Raw genomic sequence first — 23,264 nt, forward strand, 5'->3', positions numbered from 1 at the left:
GGGCCTTTTGTTCAGTGCTGACAACCGGACTATCAGCCCGCCACCAGCACCCGGATCGCTTCCAGGCGCAGGGCGGCTTTTTCCAGCATGGCCAGGCCCTGTTCGCGCTGTTGACGCAGGGCCACCAGCTCGCTGTCACGGACAGTCGGGTTGACCGCCTGCAACGCGGTCAGGCGCGCCAGTTCTTCGTCGGTGTCGGCTGCCAGGCGGCGTTGCGCCTCGGCCACGCGTTCGGCGTGACGCGGTGCGACCTTGGCTTCGCCGGCGTTGATCTTCGGCGCCAATTGATCGCGCTGGGCCTGGATGAACTTGTTGGCGCTGGCCTTGGGCACGCTTTCCAGCTGGTCGTTCAGGGTCTCGAAGGCGACCCGCGCCGACAGGTCGTTGCCATTGGCGTCCAGCAGGCAGCGCAGGGCAGCCGGCGGCAGGTAGCGGCCCAGTTGCAGTGAGCGCGGGGCGACCACTTCACTGACGTACAGCAGCTCCAGCAGCACGGTGCCGGGTTTGAGCGCCTTGTTCTTGATCAGCGCCACGGCGGTGTTGCCCATGGAGCCGGACAGCACCAGGTCCATGCCGCCCTGCACCATGGGGTGTTCCCAGGTGATGAACTGCATGTCCTCGCGAGACAGCGCCTGGTTGCGGTCGTAGGTGATGGTCACGCCTTCGTCGTCGCCCAGGGGGAAGCTGGCGTCGAGCATCTTCTCGCTGGGCTTGAGGATCAGGGCGTTTTCCGAATGGTCCTCGCTGTCGATGCCGAAAGCGTCGAACAGGGTTTCCATGTAGATCGGCAGGGCGAACTGATCGTCCTGTTCGAGGATCGCTTCCACCAGGGCGTCGCCTTCGCCGGCACCACCGGAGTTCAACTCCAGCAGGCGGTCGCGACCGGTGTGCAGCTCGGCTTCCAGGCGCTCGCGTTCGCCGCGGGCGGCATCGATCAGTGCCTGCCACTCGCCGTCATCGGCATTTTCCAGCAGCGGCAGCAGGCGTGGGCCGAACTGGTGCTGCAGGGCGTTGCCGGTAGGGCAGGTGTTGAGGAAGGCGTTCAGGGCTTCGTGGTACCACTGGAACAGGCGCTCTTGCGGGCTGGTTTCCAGGTACGGCACGTGCAGTTCGATCACGTGCTTCTGGCCGATCCGGTCGAGACGGCCGATCCGCTGCTCCAGCAGGTCCGGGTGCGACGGCAGGTCGAACAGCACCAGGTGGTGGGCGAACTGGAAGTTGCGGCCTTCACTGCCGATTTCCGAGCAGATCAGCACCTGGGCGCCGAACTCTTCATCGGCGAAGTAGGCGGCGGCACGGTCACGTTCGAGGATGTTCATGCCCTCGTGGAATACCGTGGCCGGGATGCCGGAGCGCACGCGCAGGGCGTCCTCCAGGTCCATGGCGGTTTCCGCGTGGGCGCAGATCACCAGCACCTTGGTGCGCTTGAGCATTTTCAGCTGGTCGATCAGCCACTCGACCCGCGGGTCGAACTTCCACCAGCGCTGTTCGTCATCGCTGACGTCGGGCTGGGCCTGGAAGCTGACTTCCGGGTACAGCTCGGCGTGTTCGCCCAGGGGCAGTTCCAGGTATTCGTCCGGGCATGGCAGCGGGTAGGCGTGCAGCTTGCGCTCGGGGAAACCCTGCACCGCGGCGCGGGTGTTGCGAAACAGCACGCGGCCGGTGCCGTGGCGGTCCAGCAGTTCACGCACCAGGCGTGCGCTGGCTTCGCTGTCGCCGTCGTTGACCGCGGCCAGCAGGGCTTCGCCTTCGTTGCCGAGGAAACCGTGGATGGTCTTGTGCGCCTCGGGAGACAGGCGGCCTTTATCCATCAGTTCCTGCACGGCTTCGGCCACCGGGCGGTAGTTCTCGCTCTCGGCGCGGAAGGCCGCGAGGTCGTGGAAACGGTTCGGGTCCAGCAGGCGCAGGCGGGCGAAGTGGCTGTCCTGGCCCAGTTGTTCCGGGGTTGCGGTCAACAGCAGCACACCAGGAATGGTCTCTGCCAGCTGTTCCACCAGGGCGTATTCCGGGCTGACCTGGTCTTCGTGCCACACCAGGTGGTGGGCTTCGTCCACCACCATCAGGTCCCAGCCGGCGGCGAACAGCGCGTCCTGGGCCTTCTCGTCGTCCACCAGCCACTCCAGGGCCACCAGGGCCAGCTGGGTGTCTTCGAACGGGTTGCTGGCATCGCTTTCGATAAAGCGTTCTTCATCGAACAGTGCCACTTGCAGGTTGAAGCGCCGGCGCATCTCTACCAGCCACTGGTGCTGGAGGTTTTCCGGTACCAGGATCAGCACTCGGCTGGCGCGACCCGAAAGCAGTTGGCGATGGATCACCAGGCCGGCCTCGATGGTCTTGCCCAGGCCCACTTCGTCCGCCAGCAGGACCCGCGGCGCGATGCGGTCGGCGACTTCACGGGCAATGTGCAACTGGTGGGCGATGGGTTGGGCGCGCACGCCACCCAGGCCCCAGAGCGAGGACTGCAGCTGGCGGCTGGTGTGTTCCAGGGTGTGGTAGCGCAGGGAGAACCAGGCCAGCGGGTCGATCTGCCCGGCGAACAGACGGTCGCTGGCTAGACGGAACTGGATGAAGTTCGAGAGTTGGGTTTCCGGCAGGGTGACGGCTTCGTTCTGCCCGTTGAGGCCGTGGTAGACCAGCAGGCCGTCGACATCATCGACTTCCTGTACGGTCATTTTCCAGCCTTCGAAGTGGGTGATGCTGTCACCCGGAGAGAACCTCACGCGAGTGAGGGGCGCATTCCGTAGCGCATACTGGCGGGTGTCGCCAGTGGCCGGATAGAGCACGGTCAGCAAGCGACCGTCCTGTGCCAGAACGGTGCCTAAACCCAGCTCGGCTTCGCTGTCACTAATCCAGCGTTGCCCCGGTTGATACTGCTGCGCCATGCTGCCTGACTCCCGCTTTGAAAAAGCCGACTATCTTAACGGAACGACGCTTCCAGTCCAAAGAACTCTGATCAATCCCCTGGATTAAAAGGTAGCGTACGGCGTGCATTCGTCGGGTGGCGGGGCACTATCGGCTGACGACTGGGTCACAGTTTTGCGACCGATGGCTCAAGTCGCCCATGCCGCAGCCGACAGCCTGCCGACAGGAGACCAATAATATGCTGCCACCGATGCTCCCCTTGAGTGCCGTGCCGATCACCGCCCAGCAGGATCCGATCCGCCAGCGACCGGACATCCCGCCTGTGGTACCGGTGCAGGAAAGCTCCAACGAAAGCACCATCGACCTGCAAAAGCGCGACCCCGAGGAGTCCGCCCTGCTGCTGCGCGAGGAACAGCGGCGCCAGCAACAGAAGCAGCGTCGTGAGCGTGAGGCCGAGGACGACCCCGAAGAGCACCTGGCAGTGCCCGGCGATGAACTGAACGCCGACAACACCGTGCCGGTTGTGCCGTTGATCGAAGATGCTCCGCGCCAGGGCCTGTGGGTGGATGTCGAGGTCTAGGAGCGCTTGTTCCCCGCCAGTTCCCCGAGGGCCTGCAACAGGCGCTCGATTTCCTCTTGTGTATTGAAGTAACTCAAGGCGATCCGGGCAATGTTGCCCAGGCCTCGGGCCTGCATGTCCAGTGGTGTGTAGTTGACGCCATTGGCGCCGATATTGATGCCGCGCCGCGCCAGTTCCTCCTTGAGTGCCAGCCCGTCCCAACCTTCGAGAGTGAAGGCGATCAGGCCCGATTGCTGCCCCGGGCTGCCCAGGTCCTGGAGTTGCAGGCCGGGCAAGCGCTGCAGCTTCTGGCGCAGCGGCTCGCTCAAGGCATTGATCCTTTGCGCAATGGCGGCCACGCCGATGCTTTCGAACTCCTGCAGGGCATTGGCCAGGCCAGCCAGCAGCACCATCGACACTTCACTGGTTTCAAAGCGCCGGGCATCGTTGCGCAGAGCGAAGCCCTGGCCGTCCCAGGGCGCCGACAGCACGTCCCGCGGCAGCGGATTCAACTGCTCGAGGAAGCCGGGCCTTATATAGAGCAGGGCCGTGCCTCGCGGGCCGCGCAGGTACTTGCGCCCCGCGCCCTTGAGCACATCGCAGTTGAGCGCCTGCACGTCGCAGGGCACCTGGCCCAGAGCCTGGCCGGCATCGATGAAGTAGGGGATGCGCCATTGGCGCGCCAGTTGGCCGATGGCTGCGGCCGGGTTGATCAGCCCGCCATTGGCCGGTAGCCAGGTCAAGGCGATGAGGCGCACCCGGGAGTCGAGCATGGACTCCAGCGCCGGGACTGAAACCGCACCGTGGCTGTCACAGGGAATGACTTCCAGCCGCGTGCCGGCGGCCACGGCCGGGGCCATGCAGGCCAGGTTGCCGGCCCATTCCTGGCGCCCCACCAGGATCCGGTCGCCCGGCTGCCAGGCGGGCAGGGCGTTGAAGGCCATGCCCCAGGCCGCCGAACCACTGCTGGTAAAGGCGATGGCTTGCGGGCAGGTGTTGAGCACTCGGGCGGCGGTCTGTCGCGCCTGCTCCTGCAACTGGGCGCCGGCGCCGGCCGCTTCCATCGGCCCGCTGTGGGCCTCCCGCTGCAGTTGCCCGGACATGGCGTCCAGGGTGCCCTGGCTGGGCAGGGACCCCCCGGCATGGTTGAAGTGACAGACCCGGGTGCAACCCGGTGTGGCCGCCCGTAGCCGGGCGATGTGGTCCGGGTTCAGGGGCATCACGGCTTGAGCTCGAAAATCCCGTCGACCTCCACGGCGACGCCGGCAGGCAGGCTGGCGACGCCCACCGAAGTGCGGGCATGCCGGCCTTTCTCGCCCAGGGCATTGACCAGCAGGTTGGAGGCGCCATTGGCGACCTGGCCATGGCCCTTGAAGTCGGCGCTGGCGGCAATGAACACCCCCAGCCGGCTGATGCGTTGCAGCCGCGACAAGTCGTCCCCCAGGGCCGCCGAGAGTTGCGCCAGCAGGGCCAGGGCCGCCAGTTCCGCGGCCTGGGCACCCTGCTCGATGCTGAGGTTGTCACCGAGCCGGCCCAGCAGATGGGGATGCTGCTCTGCTTGCGGTGTTTGCCCGGAGATGAACAGCAGGTTCTGGCTCTGGGCATGGTTGACGTAGTTGGCGATCGGCTGGCCGGGGATCGGCAGTTCAAGACCCAGTTGTTGCACTCGTTGCTGCAGAGAGTCGCGCATGGCAAGTCCTCGAATGGAAGGCTTGCAGCATCGGTGTTCAGGCTGGGGGCGACAAACGGATAGATCTAATCCGACGTATCTGAATTTTTCATGGGTCGCTCCCTTGCTCCAGCAGCCATTGGGCGAAGCACTGCACAGCCGGATTCGCCGGACCTTCGGCGGTCACCAGCCAGTAGCCGATCTGATCGTTGTGCAGAGCCGGGAGGTCGAAGGCATCCACCAGGCTGCCCTGGGCAAGGTGGCGCCGGATCAACTGGCGGCGGCCCATGGCGATGCCCTGGCCGGCCACCGCCGCTTCCACCACGATGTTGTAGTCGTGGAGCATGACGCTGGGGTGAGGGCTGAGGTCGACGGTGTTCTGCCTGCTCCAGTCGTCCCATTCAAAGGGCCGGTGGGAGCGGGCCATCAGCAAGGTGCCGTTGGCCAGGGCTCCGGCCTTGAACTCGGGGCTGCACACCGGTGACAGTTGCTCGGCGAGAAAGCGTGTGGCCTGGACGTTGGGCCAGTGGCCCTTGCCATAGCGAATGGCCAGGTCGACCTCGGCACCGGCCACATCTGCCAGGTTGATGGCCGGTTGCAGCTCCAGCTGGATCTTAGGGTGGCGGCGGCTGAAGTCCGCCAGGCGCGGCGCCAGCCACAAGGTGGCGAAGGAGGCCAGCAGGCCGATGCGCAGAACCTGCGATGGCTCTGCTGCCAACAGCGTCCGGGTGGCTTCGGCGATCTGCTCCAGGGCCGGCTGGATCTGTTGGTAATAGCTGGCGCCGGCGGTGGTCAGGTCAATGGCCCGGGTGCGTCGTACAAACAGCGGCTGGCCCAGGTGCTGTTCGAGTTTGTGCACTTGATGGCTGACCGCGCTCTGGCTGACGCACAGTTCCCGGGCCGCCTTGCTGAAACTCAGGTGCCGGGCCACGGCCTCGAAGGCGCGCAGGGCCAGCAGCGGGGGCAGGTGCTTGGGCATTTCCACATGCGGTTTCCTGTGGGGAGGGGCGGCCATTGTGCGGATAAAAAGTCTTCCCGGCAGCGACTTTATTGCAGTCGCCTTGGTCTGATCACTGGTCAGGTGCGGCGCCACGTCGCATTATTGGCACATTCGCCAGGGCCGCCCGCTGCTTCAAGGCGTGCGGCCGATATAGACCATGAGTGATGCAAGCCAAGCCATGAATCAAGACGACAAGCTGATCGACCTGAACGCCGAGCGTGCCAAGCGTGTGCATGATCTCAATGAAAAGCGCCTGAACGAAGTACGCCAGGCATTCGAACACGCCATGCCCTTGGGCAAGGCCAAGAAAAAACCGAAAAACAAACCGAAAAAGCGCTGATCTGGGCGCTTTCTGTTGATGCAAGTCACTTATTCCCCCTTCCTCGCGCCCAGTCATGGGCGACATTGACCCCGGTCAATTTCCCCCGCCTCCCGTTTGGTTAACTTAGCCCCATCGCAACAGGGCAAGAGCAGGAGGCCAGTCATGTTTTTCGACAATGTGGTGATCGCCGGAGTGCTGACTGTCGGCCTCATGGTTCTGTTTTTCGCAGGGTTTGGATTCTTTATCTGGAAAGACGCGAATAAGCGCAAGAAGCCTTAAGTCTTTCCAGGGCAACGAGCACGCAAGGCATTTTGGGCAACTTCGGTTGCCCTTTTTTTTGCCTGCAAGAAAGCTCAAGGCATAAAAAAAGGTGCGTCCCTGGGGACGCACCTTTTTTGTTGCCGGCTGGGGTATCAGGTACCCAGGATCTTGGAGGCTGCCCAGAACAGGCCGGCGGACAGGGCCACGGTCGCCGGCAGGGTCAGGACCCAGGCCAGGAGGATGGTCCGTACCGTTCCGCTCTGCAGGCCGCTCTTGTTGGCGACCATGGTCCCGGCCACGCCGGAGGAAAGTACGTGGGTGGTGGAAACCGGCAGGCTGAAGATGTTCGCCAGGCCGATCAGGCCGGCGGCGGTGATCTGTGCCGACATGCCCTGGGCGTAGGTCATGCCCTGCTTGCCGATCTTCTCGCCAATGGTCTGCACTACGCGCTTCCAGCCGATCATGGTGCCCAGGCCCAGAGCCAGGGCGACAGCCAGGATGACCCAGAACGGTGCGTATTCGGTGGTGGCGGTCAGGTCTTTGCGCAGCTTGTCCAGGTCGGCCTTTTCACGGGCCGAGATGCCTGGCAGCTTGCCGACCTTTTTCGCGGTGTCATCCAGGCAAAGCAGGTAGCGACGCACTTCGATGCGGCTTTCCGGCGACAACGAATGGTAGTCGGAAACGCCCTTGAGGCTGCTCAGGAGCGCGGCGATGGTCGGTTCGGTTTGCTGCGGATTGCAGCGGAACTTGCCCGGCAGGTCGTCTTTCACGCTTTTGCCCAAGGCCAGGAACTCACCCAGGGACTCGTGATTGCGCTCGTAGAACTGGCTCAGGTGCAGGGTGGCGTCGCGGGTGCGCTCGATCTGGTAGGTGGTGCTGTTGAGGTCCATCACGAACTGGGCAGGCACGATACCGATCAGTACCAGCATGATCAGGCCGATGCCTTTCTGGCCGTCGTTGGAGCCGTGCACGAAGCTCACGGCCATGGCCGAGATCACCAGTACCAGGCGGTTCCAGAACGGCGGGTGCTTCTTGTCATCGACCTTGCGGCGCTGTTCCGGAGTCTTGTGCATCTTCGAGATCGGCCGCCACCATTTCAGGCCGATCAGTACCAGCGCTGCAATAATGAAGCCCGCCATCGGCGAGAACACCAGGGAAGCGCCGATGTCGATTGCCTTCTGCCAGTTCACGCCATCCCCCAGGGGAATGTCGCTGAGCAGGGCATTGGCCAGGCCGACACCGAGGATGGAGCCGATCAGGGTATGGGAACTGGAGGCCGGAATGCCGAAGTACCAGGTGCCCAGGTTCCAGGTAATGGCCGCGGCGAGCAACGAGAAGACCATGGCCAGGCCGTGGCCGGTGTTGACGTTGATCAGCAGCTCGACCGGCAGCAGGTGGACGATGGCATAGGCCACGCCAACCCCGCCCAGCAGCACACCGAGGAAATTGAACACACCGGAGAAGAACACGGCCAGGTGCGGCGGCATGGCCTTGGTGTAGATAACAGTGGCAACCGCATTTGCGGTGTCATGAAAGCCGTTGATGAACTCGTAGGCGAGGACAAAAGCCAGGGCGAGCAAGAGGCTCACAAGCACCCAAGCATCCAGTCCGCTGAATAAATCGATCATGAAGGTTTTCTGACCCGGTCATAAGGGGGCGCGATTATGCCAGAAAACCCCGCTAATCAATGCACAAGGTGCTCGCCGGTAACATTCTTCAACGAAAAAACTGACCGGGAGCAGAGTTTTCGCACATACCCCTCAAACACGGCAAGCCATTGAGTTTATTGGGCACGAGCGGTCAATCCGATGGCCTGGGCGCGGAAATCAGAGGGTTAAAACGCGTGTATGAAATTTCAACCAAAGGGCTTGCCCGGTAGCCTCTCTCGCTGTGGATGGGCGAGATGGCCATGGGCCCGGGGTAACGAGCATCAATGGTCTGCCTGGCCGCCGGGATGATCGGGCGGGCAAGTAGAGCAAGCCCTGAATGAGTCAGGCTGCCAGCATTACGGCTGTTCGGCCTTGAGCTCTTTTTCCATCTTTTGCAGTTCTTGGGTGAAGGCCTGATCGAGAATACTGGCGCGTTTGCGCCAAGGTTTGCGTTCAGGTTCCGGCTGGGCGGCATAACGGGTGATCTCGCCGCCGTAAACTTCCTTGTAACGTTGCTCCTGGCGCTCAAGTTCCGCGCGCAGTTCATCTTTCGTCACAGTGTTACCTAATTGAGTGAAGGTCCAGTCCGGTGCGACGCATTGCTTGCGGGCATCTACGCAGAGCTGAAGTCAGTGCCAGTCTGGCCTTGACTTCGAGTCTCTCAAGCGTGCCGTTAATTGCATGCGGCCACGTCACCGGATGAAAACAACTGTCGTAGCAACAGTGTTGTTGGTTGCAAGCGGGCTGGCCAAATCTGGTTCGGGGTCAAGCGCTTGCGGCAGGTGACCGATTACCGTCTCAAGTCACCCGAGAGAGGAGCATGGGGCAACTGACTCCACATTCCTCACTCCGGCAGTATAGCTTCGGCGAAGAATAACTCTATGGGCGGCAAGTTTAAAATGACCAACTTTATTGTGAGCGTTTTGTGACACAAAAGTTCTAACCATTTCCTACACAAGGAAAGCCTGATTCTTACTCCGCTGGTACAAGTCTATATGGGGAGTCTGCATCTTGATGCAAGTGGTCGGTTGCAAAAGACTCGGGATAACCGGGTATTCCACGGGTGATTATTACTATGGTTTTTGGCAATAAACCCAGGGGCTCACTGCCGCGGATGCCAGGCTTGGCGGATTGCGATTATCGGTCGATGGTTCGATAATCGCCCAATGTTGCCGGCCCCAGCTTGTGCTTCTTCGCCAATACGGCTTGTAATACCGAAGAATTTCGTCGCAGAGAGCCTGAAATGAACGATCAGATGCGTAATTCCTTTACCTCAGTGGCCCCGCCGATCGTGGCGTCTGCGGCAAAGAGGATTCAGGCGTTGACCGGTGACCCGGATTTCATGACCTCTCTGGCCCGGGGCCTGGCGGTGGTGCAGGCGTTCCAGGAGCGCAAGCGGCACTTGACCATCGCCCAGATCAGCCATCGCACGGAAATCCCCCGGGCTGCGGTGCGCCGTTGCCTGCACACCCTGATCAAGCTGGGTTACGCCACCACCGACGGGCGTACCTATTCATTGCTGCCCAAGGTGCTGACCCTGGGCCACGCCTATCTTTCGTCGACGCCTCTGGCGGTCTCCGCCCAGCCCTACCTGGACCGCATGAGCGAGCAACTGCACGAGGCGTGCAACATGGCCACCCTGGAAGGCGACGACATTCTCTACATCGCCCGTTCCGCCACGACCCAGCGGCTGATCTCGGTCGACCTGTCTGTCGGCGGCCGCTTGCCAGCCTATTGCACCTCCATGGGGCGCATCCTTCTCGCGGCCCTGGACGATTCGTCACTGCATGAATACCTCGACCATGCGGACCTGCAAGCCAAGACCAGCCGCACCCTGCACACCCCGGAAGCCTTGCTGGAGTGCCTGCAGCAAGTGCGCCAGCAGGGCTGGTGCATCGTTGATCAGGAACTGGAGCAGGGCCTGCGCTCCATTGCGGTACCGGTGTACGACGCCTCCGGCCAGGTGCTGGCGGCGCTGAACGTCAGTACCCACGCCGGGCGGGTCAGCCGTGCCGAGCTGGAGCAGCGCTTTCTCCCCGGTTTGCTGAGCGCCAGCCGCGACTTAAGCGCCCAACTGTTTGCTTAAGCTGTTCGATAAACGCACAGATACGCCTTTGGCGAATTGACGCTGTTTCCCCTGGCTCATTAATGTCGCGGCAGCGTCATCGGCGGCAAACAGGCATGTGTGCCCGCCGCTGGTGGCCCGCCCAATAATAAAGAAGAGGCCAACACTCATGAGCACGCTTTCCCTGCGTCGTTGCCGCGACCGTTCCTGCCGTCCCGCTCGCATCGCCTGATACTGCCACCCCTTTAGTGACCTGATCAGCCCTGGCGGCCTGTGCTCGCCTGCGTTTTAGCGTGGAAATAACAACAATGAACCAACCCCAATCCGCTGTAGGGAACTGCCTTGATGTGCAGTCCTTCATCAATGCCCAGCCGCTGTCCCGTTACCAGTGGCGCGTGGTGATCCTGTGTTTCCTGATTGTTTTCCTCGATGGCCTGGACACCGCGGCCATGGGCTTCATCGCCCCGGCGCTGTCCCAGGACTGGGGCATCGACCGCGCCAGCCTCGGCCCGGTCATGAGCGCTGCATTGATCGGCATGGTCTTCGGCGCCCTGGGCTCCGGCCCCCTGGCCGACCGTTTCGGCCGCAAGGTGGTGCTGGTGGGGGCGGTGCTGCTGTTTGGTGCCTTCAGCCTGGCTTCGGCCTACAGCACCAACGTCGACCAGTTGCTGGTCCTGCGTTTCCTTACCGGCCTGGGCCTGGGGGCGGGCATGCCCAACGCCACCACGCTGCTTTCGGAATACACCCCCGAACGCCACAAGTCGTTGCTGGTGACCAGCATGTTCTGCGGTTTCAACCTGGGCATGGCCGGCGGCGGTTTCATTTCCGCCAAGCTGATCCCGGCCTTCGGCTGGCACAGCCTGCTGCTGATCGGCGGGGTCCTGCCGCTGATCCTGGCCCTGGTGCTGGTGCTCTGGCTGCCGGAGTCCGCGCGTTACCTGGTGGTGCGCAATCGCGGCACCGACAAGGTGCGCAAGACCCTGGCGCCGATTGCCCCGGCCATAGTCGGCGAGGCTGGCAGCTTCAGCGTGCCGGAACAGAAGACCGTGAAGGCGCGCAACGTGTTCGCGGTGATCTTCTCCGGCACCTATAGCGTCGGCACCCTGTTGCTGTGGCTGACCTATTTCATGGGGCTGGTGATTGTCTACCTGCTCACCAGCTGGCTGCCGACCCTGATGCGCGACAGCGGGGCGAGCATGGAACAGGCGGCCTTTATCGGCGCCCTGTTCCAGTTTGGCGGCGTCCTCAGCGCGGTGGCCGTGGGCTGGGCCATGGACCGTTTCAACCCGCACAAGGTGATCGGCTGTTTCTACCTGCTGGCTGGGGTCTTTGCCTACGCCGTCGGGCAGAGCCTGGGCAACATCACCCTGTTGGCCACCCTGGTGCTGATCGCCGGCATGTGCGTCAACGGTGCGCAATCGGCAATGCCGTCGTTGGCCGCGCGCTTCTACCCGACCCAGGGGCGTGCCACCGGGGTCTCCTGGATGCTTGGCATCGGCCGTTTCGGCGCCATTCTCGGTGCGTGGATGGGGGCGACCCTGCTGGGCCTGGGCTGGAACTTCGAACAAGTGCTGACTGCCCTGGTGATTCCGGCGGCCCTGGCCACCACCGCGGTGGTGATCAAGGGCATGGTCAGTCACGCAGACGCGACCTGACCGCGGACTACCCTGTAGCCGCTGCCGCAGGCTGCGGCCGGGCTCGAAGGGCCCGCTGCTCCTGAAGGGCGCAGAGGGTTCTTCGAACGTTATCCTCGCCCGCAGCAGCGGCCCCCGAAGGCCGGCAGGGCTGTTGCGGGGTTGAGGAAAAGCAATCGATAGCCCTGCAACAATCTGTTCGATAATCGAACGCTCAGTCGATTATCGGATTGTTTGGGGTTTGGCCCCGGCTTAATCTTCAGTCACTGCGGCGCGCCCAGAGCGCCTTTTTCTCCAGTCGCTGAATAACAATCGGGAGACCCCATCCATGGCTGAAATCCTTTCGCTGCACGACGCGGTGAAGCAATTCGTCAACGACGGCGACACCGTCGCGCTCGAAGGCTTCACCCACCTGATTCCTACGGCCGCAGGTCATGAAATCATCCGCCAGGGCAAGAAAGACCTGACCCTGGTGCGCATGACCCCTGACCTGATCTACGACCAGTTGATCGGTGCCGGTTGCGCTCGCAAGCTGATTTTCTCCTGGGGTGGCAACCCGGGCGTGGGCTCCCTGCACCGCCTGCGCGACGCCGTGGAAAAGCAATGGCCACAGCCCCTGGAGATTGAGGAACACAGCCACGCCGACCTGGCCAACGCCTATGTCGCCGGCGCCTCGGGCCTGCCCTTTGCCGTCCTGCGGGCCTACGCCGGTTCCGACCTGCCCAAGGTCAACCCCCTGATTAAGACCGTGACCTGCCCGTTTACCGGTGAAGTGCTGGCGGCGGTGCCTTCGGTGCGCCCGGACGTCACGGTAATCCACGCGCAGAAGGCCGACCGCAAGGGCAACGTGCTGCTGTGGGGCATTCTCGGGGTACAGAAAGAGGCCGCCCTGGCCGCCAAGCGCTGCATCGTCACCGTCGAGGAAATCGTCGACGACCTGAACGCACCGATGAACGCCTGCGTACTGCCGACCTGGGCGCTGAGCGCGGTCTGCCATGTGCCTGGTGGCGCCCATCCGTCCTACGCCCACGGCTACTCCGAGCGCGACAACCGCTTCTACCAGGCCTGGGACCCGATCGCCCGCGACCGTGACGCGTTCACCGCCTGGATCAACGAATACATCCACGGCAGTGCCGATTTCAGCGAATTCCAGGCCAAGCTGGCCGCAGCTTCGGAGGCCCAGTAATGACCTACTCCACCAATGAAATGATGACCGTGGCCGCGGCCCGTCGCTTGCAGAACGGCTCGGTGTGCTTCGTCGGCATCGGCCTGCCGTCCAAGGCCGCCAACCTGGCACGCCTGACCTCATCACCGGACGTGGTGCTGATCTACGAGTCCGGCCCGATCGGCGCCAAGCCCAGCGTCCTGCCACTCTCTATCGGTGACGGCGAACTGGCGGAAACCGCCGACACCGTGGTGCCTACCGGCGAGATCTTCCGCTACTGGCTGCAGGGCGGGCGCATCGACGTGGGTTTCCTCGGCGCGGCCCAGGTCGACCGTTTCGGCAATATCAACACCACCGTGGTCGGCGACTACCACCGGCCCAAGGTGCGCCTGCCGGGCGCCGGCGGTGCTCCGGAGATCGCCGGTTCGGCCAAGAGCGTGCTGATCATCCTCAAGCAATCCTCGCGCTCCTTCGTCGACAAACTCGACTTCGTGACTTCGGTCGGCCACGGCGAAGGCGGCGATTCGCGCAAGCGCCTGGGCCTGCCAGGGGCGGGGCCGGTGGGGATCATCACCGACCTGTGCATCATGGAGCCGGAAGCCGGTACCCACGAATTCATCGTCACTTCGCTGCACCCGGGCGTGACCCGCGAGCAGGTGGTGGCCGCCACTGGCTGGGCGATCCGCTTCGCCGACCAGGTGGCTGAGACCGCAGCACCCACCGAGGTTGAACTGACCGCCCTGCGTGACCTGGAAGCGCGCACCGCCGCGGCCCATGGCCAAGCCCCTGGAGAAGCCTGATGCGCGACGTATTCATCTGCGATGCCATTCGCACCCCCATCGGCCGTTTTGGTGGCGGCCTCTCGACAGTGCGCGCTGACGACCTGGCGGCGCTGCCGATCAAGGCCTTGATGGAGCGCAACCCCAGCGTGGACTGGAGCTCCGTGGACGAGGTGTTCCTCGGCTGCGCCAACCAGGCCGGCGAGGACAACCGCAACGTGGCGCGCATGGCTCTGCTGCTGGCCGGCCTGCCGGACAGCGTGCCCGGCGTCACCCTCAACCGTCTCTGCGCCTCGGGCATGGACGCCATCGGCACGGCCTTCCGCGCCATTGCCAGCGGCGAGATGGAGCTGGCGATTGCCGGTGGCGTCGAGTCCATGTCCCGCGCGCCCTTTGTCATGGGCAAGGCCGATACCGCCTTTTCGCGCAACATGAAGCTGGAAGACACCACCATCGGCTGGCGTTTCATCAACCCGCTGATGAAGGCCCAGTACGGTGTGGATGCCATGCCGCAGACCGCCGACAACGTGGCGGATGACTACAAAGTGTCCCGCGCTGACCAGGACGCCTTCGCCCTGCGCAGCCAGCAGCGTGCCGCGGCGGCCCAGGCCGCCGGTTTCTTCGCTGAGGAAATCGTTGCGGTGCGCATCGCCCACAAGAAGGGCGAGACAGTGGTGGAGCAGGACGAGCATCCCCGTGCCGACACCACCCTGGAAGCCTTGGCCAAGCTCAAGCCGGTCAACGGCCCGGACAAGACCGTCACCGCCGGCAATGCCTCCGGGGTCAACGACGGTGCGGCGGCGCTGATCCTGGCCTCGGCCGAAGCCGTCAAGAAACACGGCCTGACCCCACGTGCGCGAGTACTGGGCATGGCCAGCGCCGGGGTTGCGCCGCGGGTCATGGGCATCGGCCCGGTGCCGGCAGTGCGCAAGCTGATCGAGCGCCTGGGCGTGGCGGTCAGCGACTTCGACGTGATCGAACTCAACGAAGCCTTCGCCAGCCAGGGCCTGGCGGTGCTGCGCGAGCTGGGCCTGGCGGACGATGCGCCCCAGGTCAATCCCAACGGCGGCGCGATTGCCCTGGGCCACCCCCTGGGCATGAGCGGCGCGCGGTTGGTGCTGACGGCTTTGCATCAGCTGGAAAAGAGCGGCGGTAAAAAAGGCCTGGCGACCATGTGCGTCGGCGTCGGCCAAGGGCTGGCGCTGGCTATCGAGCGAGTTTGACTGCCTGCCTTATATAAGAAGAGAACGAGGAACCACCATGAGTGACAAGCCCGGTTACCGGCGCCCGCAAGCGGGCACTCAGCCTGATTACCTGCACCCGGCCTACCAGTCGACCAACACCCGCTCGCCGTCCAAGCCGCTGGTGTTCATTCCCCACTCGCTGTCGGAGATCACCGGCCCGAGCATCGGCGCCGAATCGATCCAGGAGCGGGACAACGACCTGACGGCCCAGCACGAAGGGCAGCCCCAGGGCGAGCGCATCATCATCCACGGCCGGGTTCTGGACGAGAACGGCCTGCCGGTGCCGGGCATCCTGGTGGAGATCTGGCAGGCCAACGCGGCCGGTCGCTACAACCACGACCGCGACCTGCACGATGCGCCCCTGGACCCGAACTTCACCGGCACTGGGCGCACCGTTACCGACGCCGACGGCTGGTACCAGTTCCAGACCATCAAGCCTGGGGCCTACCCCTGGGGCAACCACCACAATGCCTGGCGCCCGGCGCATATCCATTTTTCGCTGTTCGGGCCGAGCATTCTTACCCGCCTGGTGACCCAGATGTATTTCCCTGGCGACCCGCTGCTGGCTTATGACCCGATCTACAACTGCGTGCCGGACACCCGCGCCAAGGAACGCCTGATCGCCAGCTTCGACCTGGAGAAAACCATTCCTTCCTACGCCCTCGGTTACCGTTGGGACATTGTCCTGCGCGGCCGCGACGCCACGCCGATGGAGAAATAACGTGACCCTGACCGCGACTACATCCCACACCGTCGGCCCCTACTACCACATCGGCCTGACCTGGCTGAACCGCGAAGACCTGACCGAGGAAGGCACCCTGGGCGAGCGGGTGGCGGTCACCGGCCAGGTGGTGGACGGCAACGGCAACTTCGTCAACGACGCGATGCTGGAAGTCTGGCAAGCCAACGCCGCCGGCAAGTACCGCCACCCCGAAGACGATCAGGACAAACCCCTGGACCCGAACTTCCAGGGGTTTGGCCGGGTGCCGGTGGACGCCGAAGGGCGCTTTCGCTTCACCACCATCAAGCCGGGCACGGTGCCGGGCCTGAAAGGCACGACCCAGGCCCCGCATCTGGTGGTACTGGTGTTCGCCCGTGGCCTGGTCAAGCACCTGCTGACCCGCATCTACTTCGAGGGGGAGCCGGCCAACGTCAGCGATCCGCTGCTGGCCTGCGTGCCCGAGGAGCGCCGAGGCACCTTGCTGGCCAAGGCCGATGCTGACGGTCACTACCAGTGGAACGTGATTCTCCAGGGTACTGACGCCGAAACCGTGTTCTTCGACTACTGACCCGGCCTTGTGTGGCCACTGCCGCGGGTTGCGTAGCAGGCGCGGCGGGCTTGAGACCGGCAGGGGTTCGGCTTGAGACCGTCAAGCAAGGCCCACCGGGCCTTTTCGCAGCCTCGCCGTGGCTTGGCAGCGGCTACAGTCGCTACAGGTTGATAGGGTCGATTGACCTCTGCCCGGGAGAGGGCAGGGCGCTATCCGCAGGGAACGGGAATGTTGCCAAGTGTGTCTAGACTCACACTGTCCCCCATGAGTGAAAAAACCATGACAACAACGACAAGTCACTACACCGGAGAGGAACGCAGCAAAAGGATCTTTGCCATTGTCGGCGCCTCCTCCGGCAACCTGGTGGAATGGTTCGACTTCTATGTCTATGCCTTTTGCGCCATCTATTTCGCCCCGGCCTTCTTTCCCTCCGACGATCCGACGGTGCAGTTGCTCAACACCGCCGGGGTGTTCGCCGCCGGCTTTCTGATGCGGCCCATCGGCGGCTGGCTGTTCGGCCGGGTCGCCGACCGTCATGGGCGCAAGAACTCGATGATGATCTCGGTGCTGATGATGTGCGCCGGCTCCCTGGTGATCGCCTTCTTGCCGACCTACGCCAGCATCGGTGCCTGGGCGCCGTTCCTGCTGCTGGTGGCGCGCCTGTTCCAGGGCCTGTCGGTGGGCGGCGAGTACGGCACCACCGCCACCTACATGAGTGAGGTGGCGCTCAAGGGCCAGCGCGGCTTCTTTGCCTCCTTCCAGTACGTGACCCTGATCGGCGGGCAACTGCTGGCGGTGCTGGTGGTGGTGATTCTCCAGCAGTTTCTCGATGAGGCCGAGCTCAAGGCCTGGGGCTGGCGCATTCCCTTCGTGATCGGTGCCATCGCCGCGGTGATCTCGCTGCTGCTGCGCCGTTCGCTGAAGGAAACCACCAGCAAGGAAATCCGTGAGGACAAGGACGCCGGCAGCATCGCTGCGCTGTTCAAGAACCACTCGGCGGCGTTTATCACCGTGCTCGGCTACACCGCCGGCGGCTCGCTGATTTTCTACACCTTCACCACCTACATGCAGAAGTACCTGGTGAACACCGCGGGCATGCACGCCAAGACCGCCAGCTACATCATGACCGGCGCGCTGTTTCTCTACATGTGCATGCAGCCGCTGTTCGGCATGCTGGCGGACAAGATCGGCCGGCGTAACTCGATGCTCTGGTTCGGTGCCCTGGGTACGCTATTCACAGTGCCGATCCTGCTGACCTTGAAGACCGTCACCAGCCCGTTCCTGGCCTTTGTGCTGATCACCCTGGCCCTGGCCATCGTCAGTTTCTACACCTCCATCAGCGGCCTGGTGAAGGCCGAGATGTTCCCGCCGCAAGTGCGCGCACTCGGGGTGGGCTTGGCTTATGCGGTGGCCAATGCGATCTTCGGTGGCTCGGCGGAATGGGTAGCCCTGAACTTCAAGAACATGGGCATGGAAAACACCTTTTACTGGTATGTCACCGCGATGATGGCGATTGCCTTCCTGTTCAGCCTGCGCCTGCCGAAACAGGCCGCCTACCTGCACCACGACCTTTGACCCGTGTACCTGCGCCCGGCTCGGGCGCAGGTTTGCCAAGGACTGTTTATGACCCTGACTGCGAGCAATCAGTTGTTCGATGCCTACTTTACTGCCCGGGAAATGCGCGGGGTGTTCTGCGATCAGGGGCGGGTCCAGGCCATGCTCGATTTCGAAGCCGCCCTGGCCCGGGCCCAGGCTCGCGTCGGGGTGATCCCGGCCAGTGCAGTAGCGCCCATCGAGGCCGCCTGCCATGCCGGGCTGTATGACTTCCAGATGCTGGGCGAGGCGATTGCCACGGCCGGCAACTCGGCCATTCCCCTGGTCAAGGCCCTGGGCCGGCAGATCGCCCGCAGCGATGGCGAGGCCGAGCGCTTTGTGCACCTGGGGGCCACCAGCCAGGACGTGATGGACAGTGGGCTGGTGCTGCAACTACGCCGCGCCATGCTCCTGCTGGAGCAGGACCTGGAGCGCCTGGGGGACATCCTTGTTGCCCAGGCCCAACGTTACGCCACGACCCCGATGGCCGGCCGCACCTGGCTGCAACATGCCACGCCGGTGACCCTGGGGATGAAGATCGGCGGCTGGCTGGGGGCATTGACCCGCAGCCGCGAGCGCCTGCAGCAGCTCAAGCCGCGCTTGCTGGTGCTGCAGTTCGGCGGCGCTTCCGGAACCCTGGCGGCTTTGGGCGAGCAGGCCTTGCCGATTGCCCAGGCCCTGGCCGACGAGCTGCAATTGGCCTTGCCGGAGCAGCCCTGGCACACCCAGCGCGACCGCCTGGTGGAGTTCGCTTCGGTGCTGGGCCTGTTGGCCGGCAGCCTGGGCAAGCTGGGGCGGGATATCAGCCTGCTGATGCAGACCGAGGCGGCGGAGGTCTTCGAGCCCTCGGCGCCGGGCAAGGGCGGGTCGTCCACCATGCCGCACAAGCGCAACCCGGTGGGCGCGGCGGTGCTGATCAGCGCCGCGACCCGGGTTCCCGGCCTGCTGGCGACGATGTTTGCCGCCATGCCCCAGGAGCACGAGCGCAGCCTGGGCCTGTGGCACGCCGAATGGGAAACCCTGCCGGAGATCTGCTGCCTGGTGTCTGGCGCGTTGCAACAAGCATTACTGGTGGCCGAAGGCCTGGAGGTCGACAGCGCGCGCATGGCGCACAACCTCGACTTGACCCAGGGCCTGGTGCTGGCCGAAGCGGTGAGCATTGCCCTGGCCCAGCGCCTGGGCCGGGAAACCGCCCACCATCTGCTGGAACAATGCTGCAAGCGCGCAGTGGCCGAGAAACGCCATCTGCGTGGGGTATTGGGGGAGGATTCCCAGGTTACCGCCGAGCTGTCGGCGGCGGACCTGGATCGTCTATTGGACCCGGCGCACTACCTGGGCCAGGCGCAGGCCTGGGTCGAGCGCGCCGTGGCTGAACATTTTGCCTTGAAGGCCTGAAGGAGACTGCTGTGGGATTCGTGAAACTCGCCGAGGGCGAACTGCACTATCAACTCGAAGGGCCCGAGGGCGCGCCGGTACTGGTGCTGTCCAACTCCCTGGGCACCGACCTGCACATGTGGGACAAGCAGATGGCGGCCTTCACCCGGCACTTCCAGGTGCTGCGCATGGACACCCGTGGCCACGGCCGTTCCCTGGTCACCGAAGGTCCCTATAGCATCGAGCAACTGGGCCGCGACGTGGTGGCGCTGCTGGATGCGCTGGATATCCAGCGTGCGCATTTCTGTGGCCTGTCCATGGGCGGGCTGATCGGCCAGTGGCTGGGGATCAATGCCGGCGAGCGTCTGCACAAGCTGGTGGTGTGCAACACCGCGGCGAAGATCGGCGACCCGTCCGTATGGAACCCGCGGATCGAGACCGTGCTACGTGACGGCCAGGCGGCCATGGTGGCGCTGCGCGATGCCTCCATCGCCCGCTGGTTCACCAGCGACTTTGCCGAAGCTCACCCTGACCAGGCCAAGCTGATCACCGACATGCTCGCGGCCACCTCGCCGCAAGGCTATGCGGCCAACTGCGCGGCGGTGCGGGACGCGGATTTTCGTGAACGGCTGGGGGCGATCAAGGTGCCCACCCTGGTGATTGCCGGCACTGAAGACGCCGTGACACCACCGTCCGGTGGGCATTTCATCCAGCAGCATGTGGCGGGCGCGGAGTATGCCGAGTTCTATGCTGCGCATTTGTCCAACGTCCAGGCCGGCGACGCTTTCAGCGCCCGGGTCGTGGATTTTCTGCTGGCCTGAGAGTCGATTCAAGGAGCCCTTTGTGGACGAGAAACAGCGTTATGACGAAGGCATGCAGGTTCGCCGCGCGGTGTTGGGCGATGCCCATGTGGACCGCAGCCTCAATGCCCTGACCGAGTTCAACTCGGAGTTCCAGGAAATGATCACCCGCCATGCCTGGGGCGACATCTGGACCCGCCCGGGCCTGCCGCGACACACCCGCAGCCTGATCACCATCGCCATGCTGATCGGCATGAACCGCAACGAGGAGCTCAAGCTGCACCTGCGGGCCGCAGCCAACAATGGGGTGAGCCGCAGCGAGATCAAGGAAGTGATCATGCAGAGCGCGATCTACTGCGGAATCCCGGCGGCCAACGCCACCTTCCACCTGGCGGAATCGGTGTGGGACGAACTGGGCATCGAATCCCGCAGTTGAGGCGCCGGGGCTGCACCGCGCGATTTCAGACGGTGGCCAGAATGAACACCCGCTTGAACGGGAACAGCGTCCGGCCATCGCCTTCGGGCGGATAGTAGCGATGTACCCGTGCCAGGTAATGGTTGAGGAAGCATTGTCGTTGCCGCTCGTCCAGGCTCAGGAGTACGGGGCGCAAGGCCGAGACCTTGACCCAGTCGAAGATCGGCGACTGGCCTTCCACGACCTGCAGGTGTTCGGTTTCCCAGATGTCCAGTTCCCGAGTCAGGGGCGCCAGCAAACGGTAGTAGCTATCCAGCGACAGTACCCGGCGCTCGGCCATGAACGCCCGCAGCTCCGGGGTGCCCAGCGGCTTGCCGTCCGGTCCTGCCTGTTCCAGGCTTTCGAGTATCAACTGATACCACAGGGCGTCGCGCCAATTGGGCATATGCGCCGCCAGGCAGCCGCCGGGGTTGAGCTGGTTCAACAGGCGCGGCAGCAGGTGTTCGTGGTCACTCATGAAGTGCAGCACTGCGGCAGCGAACAACAGGTCTGCAGGCTGTTCGGCTTTCCATTGCAGCAGGTCGCACCTGCGCCACAGCGCCTTGATCGGCAGGCAGCTGGCTTCGGCAAGCATTTCCGAGGAGCTGTCCACGCCTGTCAGCTCCGCGTAGGGCCAGCGCTGCGCCAGCAGTTGAGTGGCGATACCTGTTCCGCAACCCAGGTCGTAGATGTGATGGGGTTGCTGCAGGGCGACATGATCCAGTAGCTCGACCGCCGGTCGTTCTCGCAGGCGCACGAACTGCTGGTAGGCCTGGGGATCCCATTGGGTGCTGAGGTTCCTGGCCGTGGTCGGCTGAGGCTTGGTACTCATGTAAACATCCTTTTTAAAGTTGTCGTCCAATGACATTCAGGGTTCTGAGGAGCAGGGCTGCACCACGTCGCGTGTCCTCCTCACGCAGCAGCGAGAGCAGCCCGTACAGGCTGGGAGCGGTACCTTGCGCTGAGGTTTCGGCCTTGGCCATGCGTAGTGCATTGCCCAGCATCCAGGTGGCAGCGGTGGCTTCTTCGAACTGTTGCGCAAGTTTTTCGATCATCGCCTGATCGAGCATGTCGATCAGGTCGCAAAGCAGGGACAACAGGTCGACCATGTTGTCCAGGCGAGCGCTGTCCAGCAGCGGCTGGAGCTTTTTCATCAGGGCTTCCAGGCCTGGTGTGCCGGCGACTTCAGGCTGGGTCGCCCTTGGACCAGGCATGCTTGGATCAAAGCTGTCCATGGCGTTGTCTCCTCCCTGTGCAGGGTCAAAGCATTCCGCGGGCTACGGCCCAGTACAGGCCGCGATTGAATCCGGTGCGCAGCAGGCCACCCAACTTGCTCGACGGGGTGGGCAGAACGTCGTGGGCATAGTCGTACCAAAGGGGCATGCCGGCATTGAGGCCCATCTGCGCGACCGCCTGGACCCTACCGTCATAAACCGCCTCGGGAGAGCCCAGGCGGATTTCTCCGGCAATGTTGTTGGCAATCACCGGGGCCTGGTTGTGGCAGGCGCCGCCGGCCTTGCTGATCGGCAGGTCGACGGTATCGCCAATCACATAGACCCGCTCCAGGCCATAGACTTGCAGGGTTTCGTGATGGGTCGGCAACCAGCCCTCCTGGCCCTGTGCCTGAGAGGCGCCGGATTCGAGCACGGCGTCCACGGCCCGAATCGGCGGGGTGGCCATGAGAATGTCGAAAGGCTGCTCAGCGCCTTCCTCCGAGTAGGCGATGCGCCGGTCCGGGTCGACCCTGGCCAGGGTGAAGCCGCGCTGGAAGCGGATGTTCCTCTGTTCGAAGATATCCGGCAGTACCTCGCCGACCGGGCGTTGCAGGAACAGGCAATTGCGCAGTAGCTGCGCGGTGCTGGGGTAGGTGTAGATGATCTCGACCCGATCCCGTACTCCGCGCCGCCGCAGGAAGTCATCGAGCATCAGGGTCGTTTCTACCGGCGCGATGCCGCATTGATGAGGAACATTGGGTGTTTGCGGAAACGACACGGTGATGAACACCCGGCCCTTGTCGATCCGGCTCAGGCGCTGTGCCAGTTGCCGGGCAGGCTGGTATTGGTAGAAGTGGTCGCCGGCTTCCTTGAGCCCCTCGATCCGTTCCGGTGCCGGCACGCAGCCGGTGGCGATCACCAGGAAATCGTAGCCAAGACGTTTGCCGCTGCGAGTATGCAGGCTCTGGCCGGCAAAATCGAAGCGGGTGACGGGGTCGACCCGGAAGGTTATTTCGGGGCGTAGCAGGGAGCGTTCGGGTCGCTTGAGTTCTTCTTGGAAGAACAGGTTGAACGCCACATACATGAAGGCGGGCTTGTAGAAATGATCCGGCGATTCGGACAGCAGGGTGATTTTGACCTCGTCCCTGAGTATCTCCGGGTAGAGCTTGCTGACCAGTTGATTGGCCAGGATGGTACCGCCTACACCTCCTCCGACAATGACGATGTGCTTGCTCATAACGCAGACCCTCCAAGGCTACGCCAGCTTCACGTACGACATCCGATGGATAACGGAACTGAATCGATAGGTTTCCTTTCCTGGAAGCGAGCACTGCCCGCCTGAAGTGAAT

23 protein-coding genes are annotated in these 23,264 nt (G+C 63.7%); 14 read left to right on the plus strand and 9 right to left on the minus strand.

Features of this window, described 5'->3' with window-relative positions; all coding sequences use genetic code 11:
- Positions 1 to 32 precede the first annotated feature (32 nt).
- Complete coding sequence (gene rapA, locus AC1RL5_RS08615) at positions 33 to 2,882, minus strand: RNA polymerase-associated protein RapA (RefSeq protein ID WP_011059649.1); 2,850 nt, start codon at positions 2,880 to 2,882, stop codon at positions 33 to 35.
- A gap of 218 nt (positions 2,883 to 3,100) precedes the next feature.
- Between rapA and AC1RL5_RS08620 the strand changes: the two genes are divergently transcribed.
- The gene (locus AC1RL5_RS08620) at positions 3,101 to 3,442 is read left to right on the plus strand and encodes a hypothetical protein (protein ID WP_011059650.1); all 342 of its coding nucleotides are present in this window, start codon (positions 3,101 to 3,103) and stop codon (positions 3,440 to 3,442) included.
- Here AC1RL5_RS08620 and AC1RL5_RS08625 read toward each other — a convergent pair.
- The 3 genes from AC1RL5_RS08625 to gcvA all read right to left on the minus strand — a co-directional run bounded on the left by AC1RL5_RS08625 (position 3,439) and on the right by gcvA (position 6,069).
- Positions 3,439 to 4,641 carry an aminotransferase class V-fold PLP-dependent enzyme gene (locus AC1RL5_RS08625; protein WP_492589277.1) on the minus strand — a complete coding sequence of 401 codons (1,203 nt, stop codon included), beginning with the start codon at positions 4,639 to 4,641 and terminating at the stop codon, positions 3,439 to 3,441. The two genes, AC1RL5_RS08620 and AC1RL5_RS08625, sit on opposite strands and share 4 nt — an antisense overlap.
- On the minus strand, positions 4,641 to 5,111 hold the full coding sequence (locus AC1RL5_RS08630) for a RidA family protein (protein WP_011059652.1): 471 nt from the start codon (positions 5,109 to 5,111) through the stop codon (positions 4,641 to 4,643). Before AC1RL5_RS08630 ends, AC1RL5_RS08625 begins: the two co-directional genes overlap by 1 nt.
- A gap of 88 nt (positions 5,112 to 5,199) precedes the next feature.
- Positions 5,200 to 6,069: a transcriptional regulator GcvA gene (gene gcvA / locus AC1RL5_RS08635; RefSeq protein ID WP_492589279.1), complete on the minus strand. Its 870-nt coding sequence runs from the start codon at positions 6,067 to 6,069 to the stop codon at positions 5,200 to 5,202.
- Between the two features lie 178 nt (positions 6,070 to 6,247).
- On the opposite strand from gcvA, the gene AC1RL5_RS08640 reads away from it, so the two are divergent.
- Together AC1RL5_RS08640 and ccoM are read left to right on the plus strand one after the other, a co-directional pair.
- Positions 6,248 to 6,430, plus strand: a complete 183-nt coding sequence (locus AC1RL5_RS08640; protein ID WP_011059654.1) for a hypothetical protein — start codon at positions 6,248 to 6,250, stop codon at positions 6,428 to 6,430.
- A 144-nt stretch (positions 6,431 to 6,574) separates the two neighbouring features.
- Positions 6,575 to 6,691 (plus strand): cytochrome c oxidase subunit CcoM, encoded by a 117-nt coding sequence (gene ccoM, locus AC1RL5_RS08645; RefSeq protein ID WP_015634423.1) that lies wholly within the window; start codon positions 6,575 to 6,577, stop codon positions 6,689 to 6,691.
- Between the two features lie 134 nt (positions 6,692 to 6,825).
- Here ccoM and AC1RL5_RS08650 read toward each other — a convergent pair whose 3' ends face one another.
- Positions 6,826 to 8,301: an inorganic phosphate transporter gene (locus tag AC1RL5_RS08650; RefSeq protein WP_011059655.1), complete on the minus strand. Its 1,476-nt coding sequence runs from the start codon at positions 8,299 to 8,301 to the stop codon at positions 6,826 to 6,828.
- Positions 8,302 to 8,678: 377 nt separating this feature from the next.
- The gene (locus tag AC1RL5_RS08655; protein ID WP_011059656.1) at positions 8,679 to 8,879 is read right to left on the minus strand and encodes a hypothetical protein; all 201 of its coding nucleotides are present in this window, start codon (positions 8,877 to 8,879) and stop codon (positions 8,679 to 8,681) included.
- A gap of 686 nt (positions 8,880 to 9,565) precedes the next feature.
- Here AC1RL5_RS08655 and pcaR point away from each other — a divergent pair.
- From pcaR to pcaC, 11 genes are all read left to right on the plus strand, one after another.
- Positions 9,566 to 10,408, plus strand: coding sequence for a pca regulon transcriptional regulator PcaR (pcaR, locus tag AC1RL5_RS08660; RefSeq protein ID WP_011059657.1), 843 nt, complete (start codon positions 9,566 to 9,568; stop codon positions 10,406 to 10,408).
- Positions 10,409 to 10,695: 287 nt separating this feature from the next.
- A complete protein-coding gene (pcaK, locus tag AC1RL5_RS08665) occupies positions 10,696 to 12,042 on the plus strand; it encodes a 4-hydroxybenzoate transporter PcaK (protein WP_011059658.1) in 1,347 nt (448 codons plus the stop codon).
- Positions 12,043 to 12,349: 307 nt separating this feature from the next.
- A complete protein-coding gene (locus AC1RL5_RS08670; protein WP_072443197.1) occupies positions 12,350 to 13,207 on the plus strand; it encodes a CoA transferase subunit A in 858 nt (285 codons plus the stop codon).
- Positions 13,207 to 13,986 (plus strand): CoA-transferase subunit beta, encoded by a 780-nt coding sequence (locus AC1RL5_RS08675; RefSeq protein ID WP_011059660.1) that lies wholly within the window; start codon positions 13,207 to 13,209, stop codon positions 13,984 to 13,986. Before AC1RL5_RS08670 ends, AC1RL5_RS08675 begins: the two co-directional genes overlap by 1 nt.
- Positions 13,983 to 15,188 carry a 3-oxoadipyl-CoA thiolase gene (pcaF, locus tag AC1RL5_RS08680; protein WP_170866331.1) on the plus strand — a complete coding sequence of 402 codons (1,206 nt, stop codon included), beginning with the start codon at positions 13,983 to 13,985 and terminating at the stop codon, positions 15,186 to 15,188. Before AC1RL5_RS08675 ends, pcaF begins: the two co-directional genes overlap by 4 nt.
- Before the next feature lie 37 nt (positions 15,189 to 15,225).
- Positions 15,226 to 15,930, plus strand: coding sequence for a protocatechuate 3,4-dioxygenase subunit beta (gene pcaH, locus AC1RL5_RS08685; protein ID WP_041116326.1), 705 nt, complete (start codon positions 15,226 to 15,228; stop codon positions 15,928 to 15,930).
- 1 nt (position 15,931) lies between these two features.
- The gene (pcaG, locus tag AC1RL5_RS08690; RefSeq protein ID WP_207239854.1) at positions 15,932 to 16,498 is read left to right on the plus strand and encodes a protocatechuate 3,4-dioxygenase subunit alpha; all 567 of its coding nucleotides are present in this window, start codon (positions 15,932 to 15,934) and stop codon (positions 16,496 to 16,498) included.
- A gap of 246 nt (positions 16,499 to 16,744) precedes the next feature.
- The gene (locus tag AC1RL5_RS08695; protein WP_255313395.1) at positions 16,745 to 18,055 is read left to right on the plus strand and encodes an MFS family transporter; all 1,311 of its coding nucleotides are present in this window, start codon (positions 16,745 to 16,747) and stop codon (positions 18,053 to 18,055) included.
- A 48-nt stretch (positions 18,056 to 18,103) separates the two neighbouring features.
- A complete protein-coding gene (locus AC1RL5_RS08700; protein WP_011059665.1) occupies positions 18,104 to 19,468 on the plus strand; it encodes a 3-carboxy-cis,cis-muconate cycloisomerase in 1,365 nt (454 codons plus the stop codon).
- 11 nt (positions 19,469 to 19,479) lie between these two features.
- Positions 19,480 to 20,268 (plus strand): 3-oxoadipate enol-lactonase, encoded by a 789-nt coding sequence (gene pcaD / locus AC1RL5_RS08705; RefSeq protein WP_072451109.1) that lies wholly within the window; start codon positions 19,480 to 19,482, stop codon positions 20,266 to 20,268.
- Positions 20,269 to 20,290: 22 nt separating this feature from the next.
- Positions 20,291 to 20,683: a 4-carboxymuconolactone decarboxylase gene (pcaC, locus tag AC1RL5_RS08710; RefSeq protein WP_011059667.1), complete on the plus strand. Its 393-nt coding sequence runs from the start codon at positions 20,291 to 20,293 to the stop codon at positions 20,681 to 20,683.
- A 25-nt stretch (positions 20,684 to 20,708) separates the two neighbouring features.
- Here the strand turns inward: pcaC and AC1RL5_RS08715 are convergent, their stop codons facing one another.
- The 3 genes from AC1RL5_RS08715 to AC1RL5_RS08725 are packed head-to-tail and all read right to left on the minus strand — an operon-like array spanning position 20,709 to position 23,152.
- The gene (locus AC1RL5_RS08715; RefSeq protein ID WP_015634429.1) at positions 20,709 to 21,533 is read right to left on the minus strand and encodes a methyltransferase domain-containing protein; all 825 of its coding nucleotides are present in this window, start codon (positions 21,531 to 21,533) and stop codon (positions 20,709 to 20,711) included.
- Positions 21,534 to 21,546: 13 nt separating this feature from the next.
- Complete coding sequence (locus tag AC1RL5_RS08720) at positions 21,547 to 21,936, minus strand: helical membrane plugin domain-containing protein (RefSeq protein ID WP_041116334.1); 390 nt, start codon at positions 21,934 to 21,936, stop codon at positions 21,547 to 21,549.
- 25 nt (positions 21,937 to 21,961) lie between these two features.
- Positions 21,962 to 23,152, minus strand: coding sequence for an NAD(P)/FAD-dependent oxidoreductase (locus tag AC1RL5_RS08725; protein ID WP_041116335.1), 1,191 nt, complete (start codon positions 23,150 to 23,152; stop codon positions 21,962 to 21,964).
- Positions 23,153 to 23,264: the final 112 nt, after the last annotated feature.

Source organism: Pseudomonas sp. GW822-FHT06D10, assembly GCF_058799535.1.

Coding starts and splice junctions, on each gene's coding strand:
- rapA (WP_011059649.1), bottom strand. CDS start 2,882: ATGGCGCAGCAGTATCAACCGGGGCAACGCTGGATTAGTGACAGCGAA.
- AC1RL5_RS08620 (WP_011059650.1), top strand. CDS start 3,101: ATGCTGCCACCGATGCTCCCCTTGAGTGCCGTGCCGATCACCGCCCAG.
- AC1RL5_RS08625 (WP_492589277.1), bottom strand. CDS start 4,641: ATGCCCCTGAACCCGGACCACATCGCCCGGCTACGGGCGGCCACACCG.
- AC1RL5_RS08630 (WP_011059652.1), bottom strand. CDS start 5,111: ATGCGCGACTCTCTGCAGCAACGAGTGCAACAACTGGGTCTTGAACTG.
- gcvA (WP_492589279.1), bottom strand. CDS start 6,069: ATGCCCAAGCACCTGCCCCCGCTGCTGGCCCTGCGCGCCTTCGAGGCC.
- AC1RL5_RS08640 (WP_011059654.1), top strand. CDS start 6,248: ATGAGTGATGCAAGCCAAGCCATGAATCAAGACGACAAGCTGATCGAC.
- ccoM (WP_015634423.1), top strand. CDS start 6,575: ATGTTTTTCGACAATGTGGTGATCGCCGGAGTGCTGACTGTCGGCCTC.
- AC1RL5_RS08650 (WP_011059655.1), bottom strand. CDS start 8,301: ATGATCGATTTATTCAGCGGACTGGATGCTTGGGTGCTTGTGAGCCTC.
- pcaR (WP_011059657.1), top strand. CDS start 9,566: ATGAACGATCAGATGCGTAATTCCTTTACCTCAGTGGCCCCGCCGATC.
- pcaK (WP_011059658.1), top strand. CDS start 10,696: ATGAACCAACCCCAATCCGCTGTAGGGAACTGCCTTGATGTGCAGTCC.
- AC1RL5_RS08670 (WP_072443197.1), top strand. CDS start 12,350: ATGGCTGAAATCCTTTCGCTGCACGACGCGGTGAAGCAATTCGTCAAC.
- AC1RL5_RS08675 (WP_011059660.1), top strand. CDS start 13,207: ATGACCTACTCCACCAATGAAATGATGACCGTGGCCGCGGCCCGTCGC.
- pcaH (WP_041116326.1), top strand. CDS start 15,226: ATGAGTGACAAGCCCGGTTACCGGCGCCCGCAAGCGGGCACTCAGCCT.
- AC1RL5_RS08695 (WP_255313395.1), top strand. CDS start 16,745: ATGAGTGAAAAAACCATGACAACAACGACAAGTCACTACACCGGAGAG.
- AC1RL5_RS08700 (WP_011059665.1), top strand. CDS start 18,104: ATGACCCTGACTGCGAGCAATCAGTTGTTCGATGCCTACTTTACTGCC.
- AC1RL5_RS08715 (WP_015634429.1), bottom strand. CDS start 21,533: ATGAGTACCAAGCCTCAGCCGACCACGGCCAGGAACCTCAGCACCCAA.
- AC1RL5_RS08720 (WP_041116334.1), bottom strand. CDS start 21,936: ATGGACAGCTTTGATCCAAGCATGCCTGGTCCAAGGGCGACCCAGCCT.
- AC1RL5_RS08725 (WP_041116335.1), bottom strand. CDS start 23,152: ATGAGCAAGCACATCGTCATTGTCGGAGGAGGTGTAGGCGGTACCATC.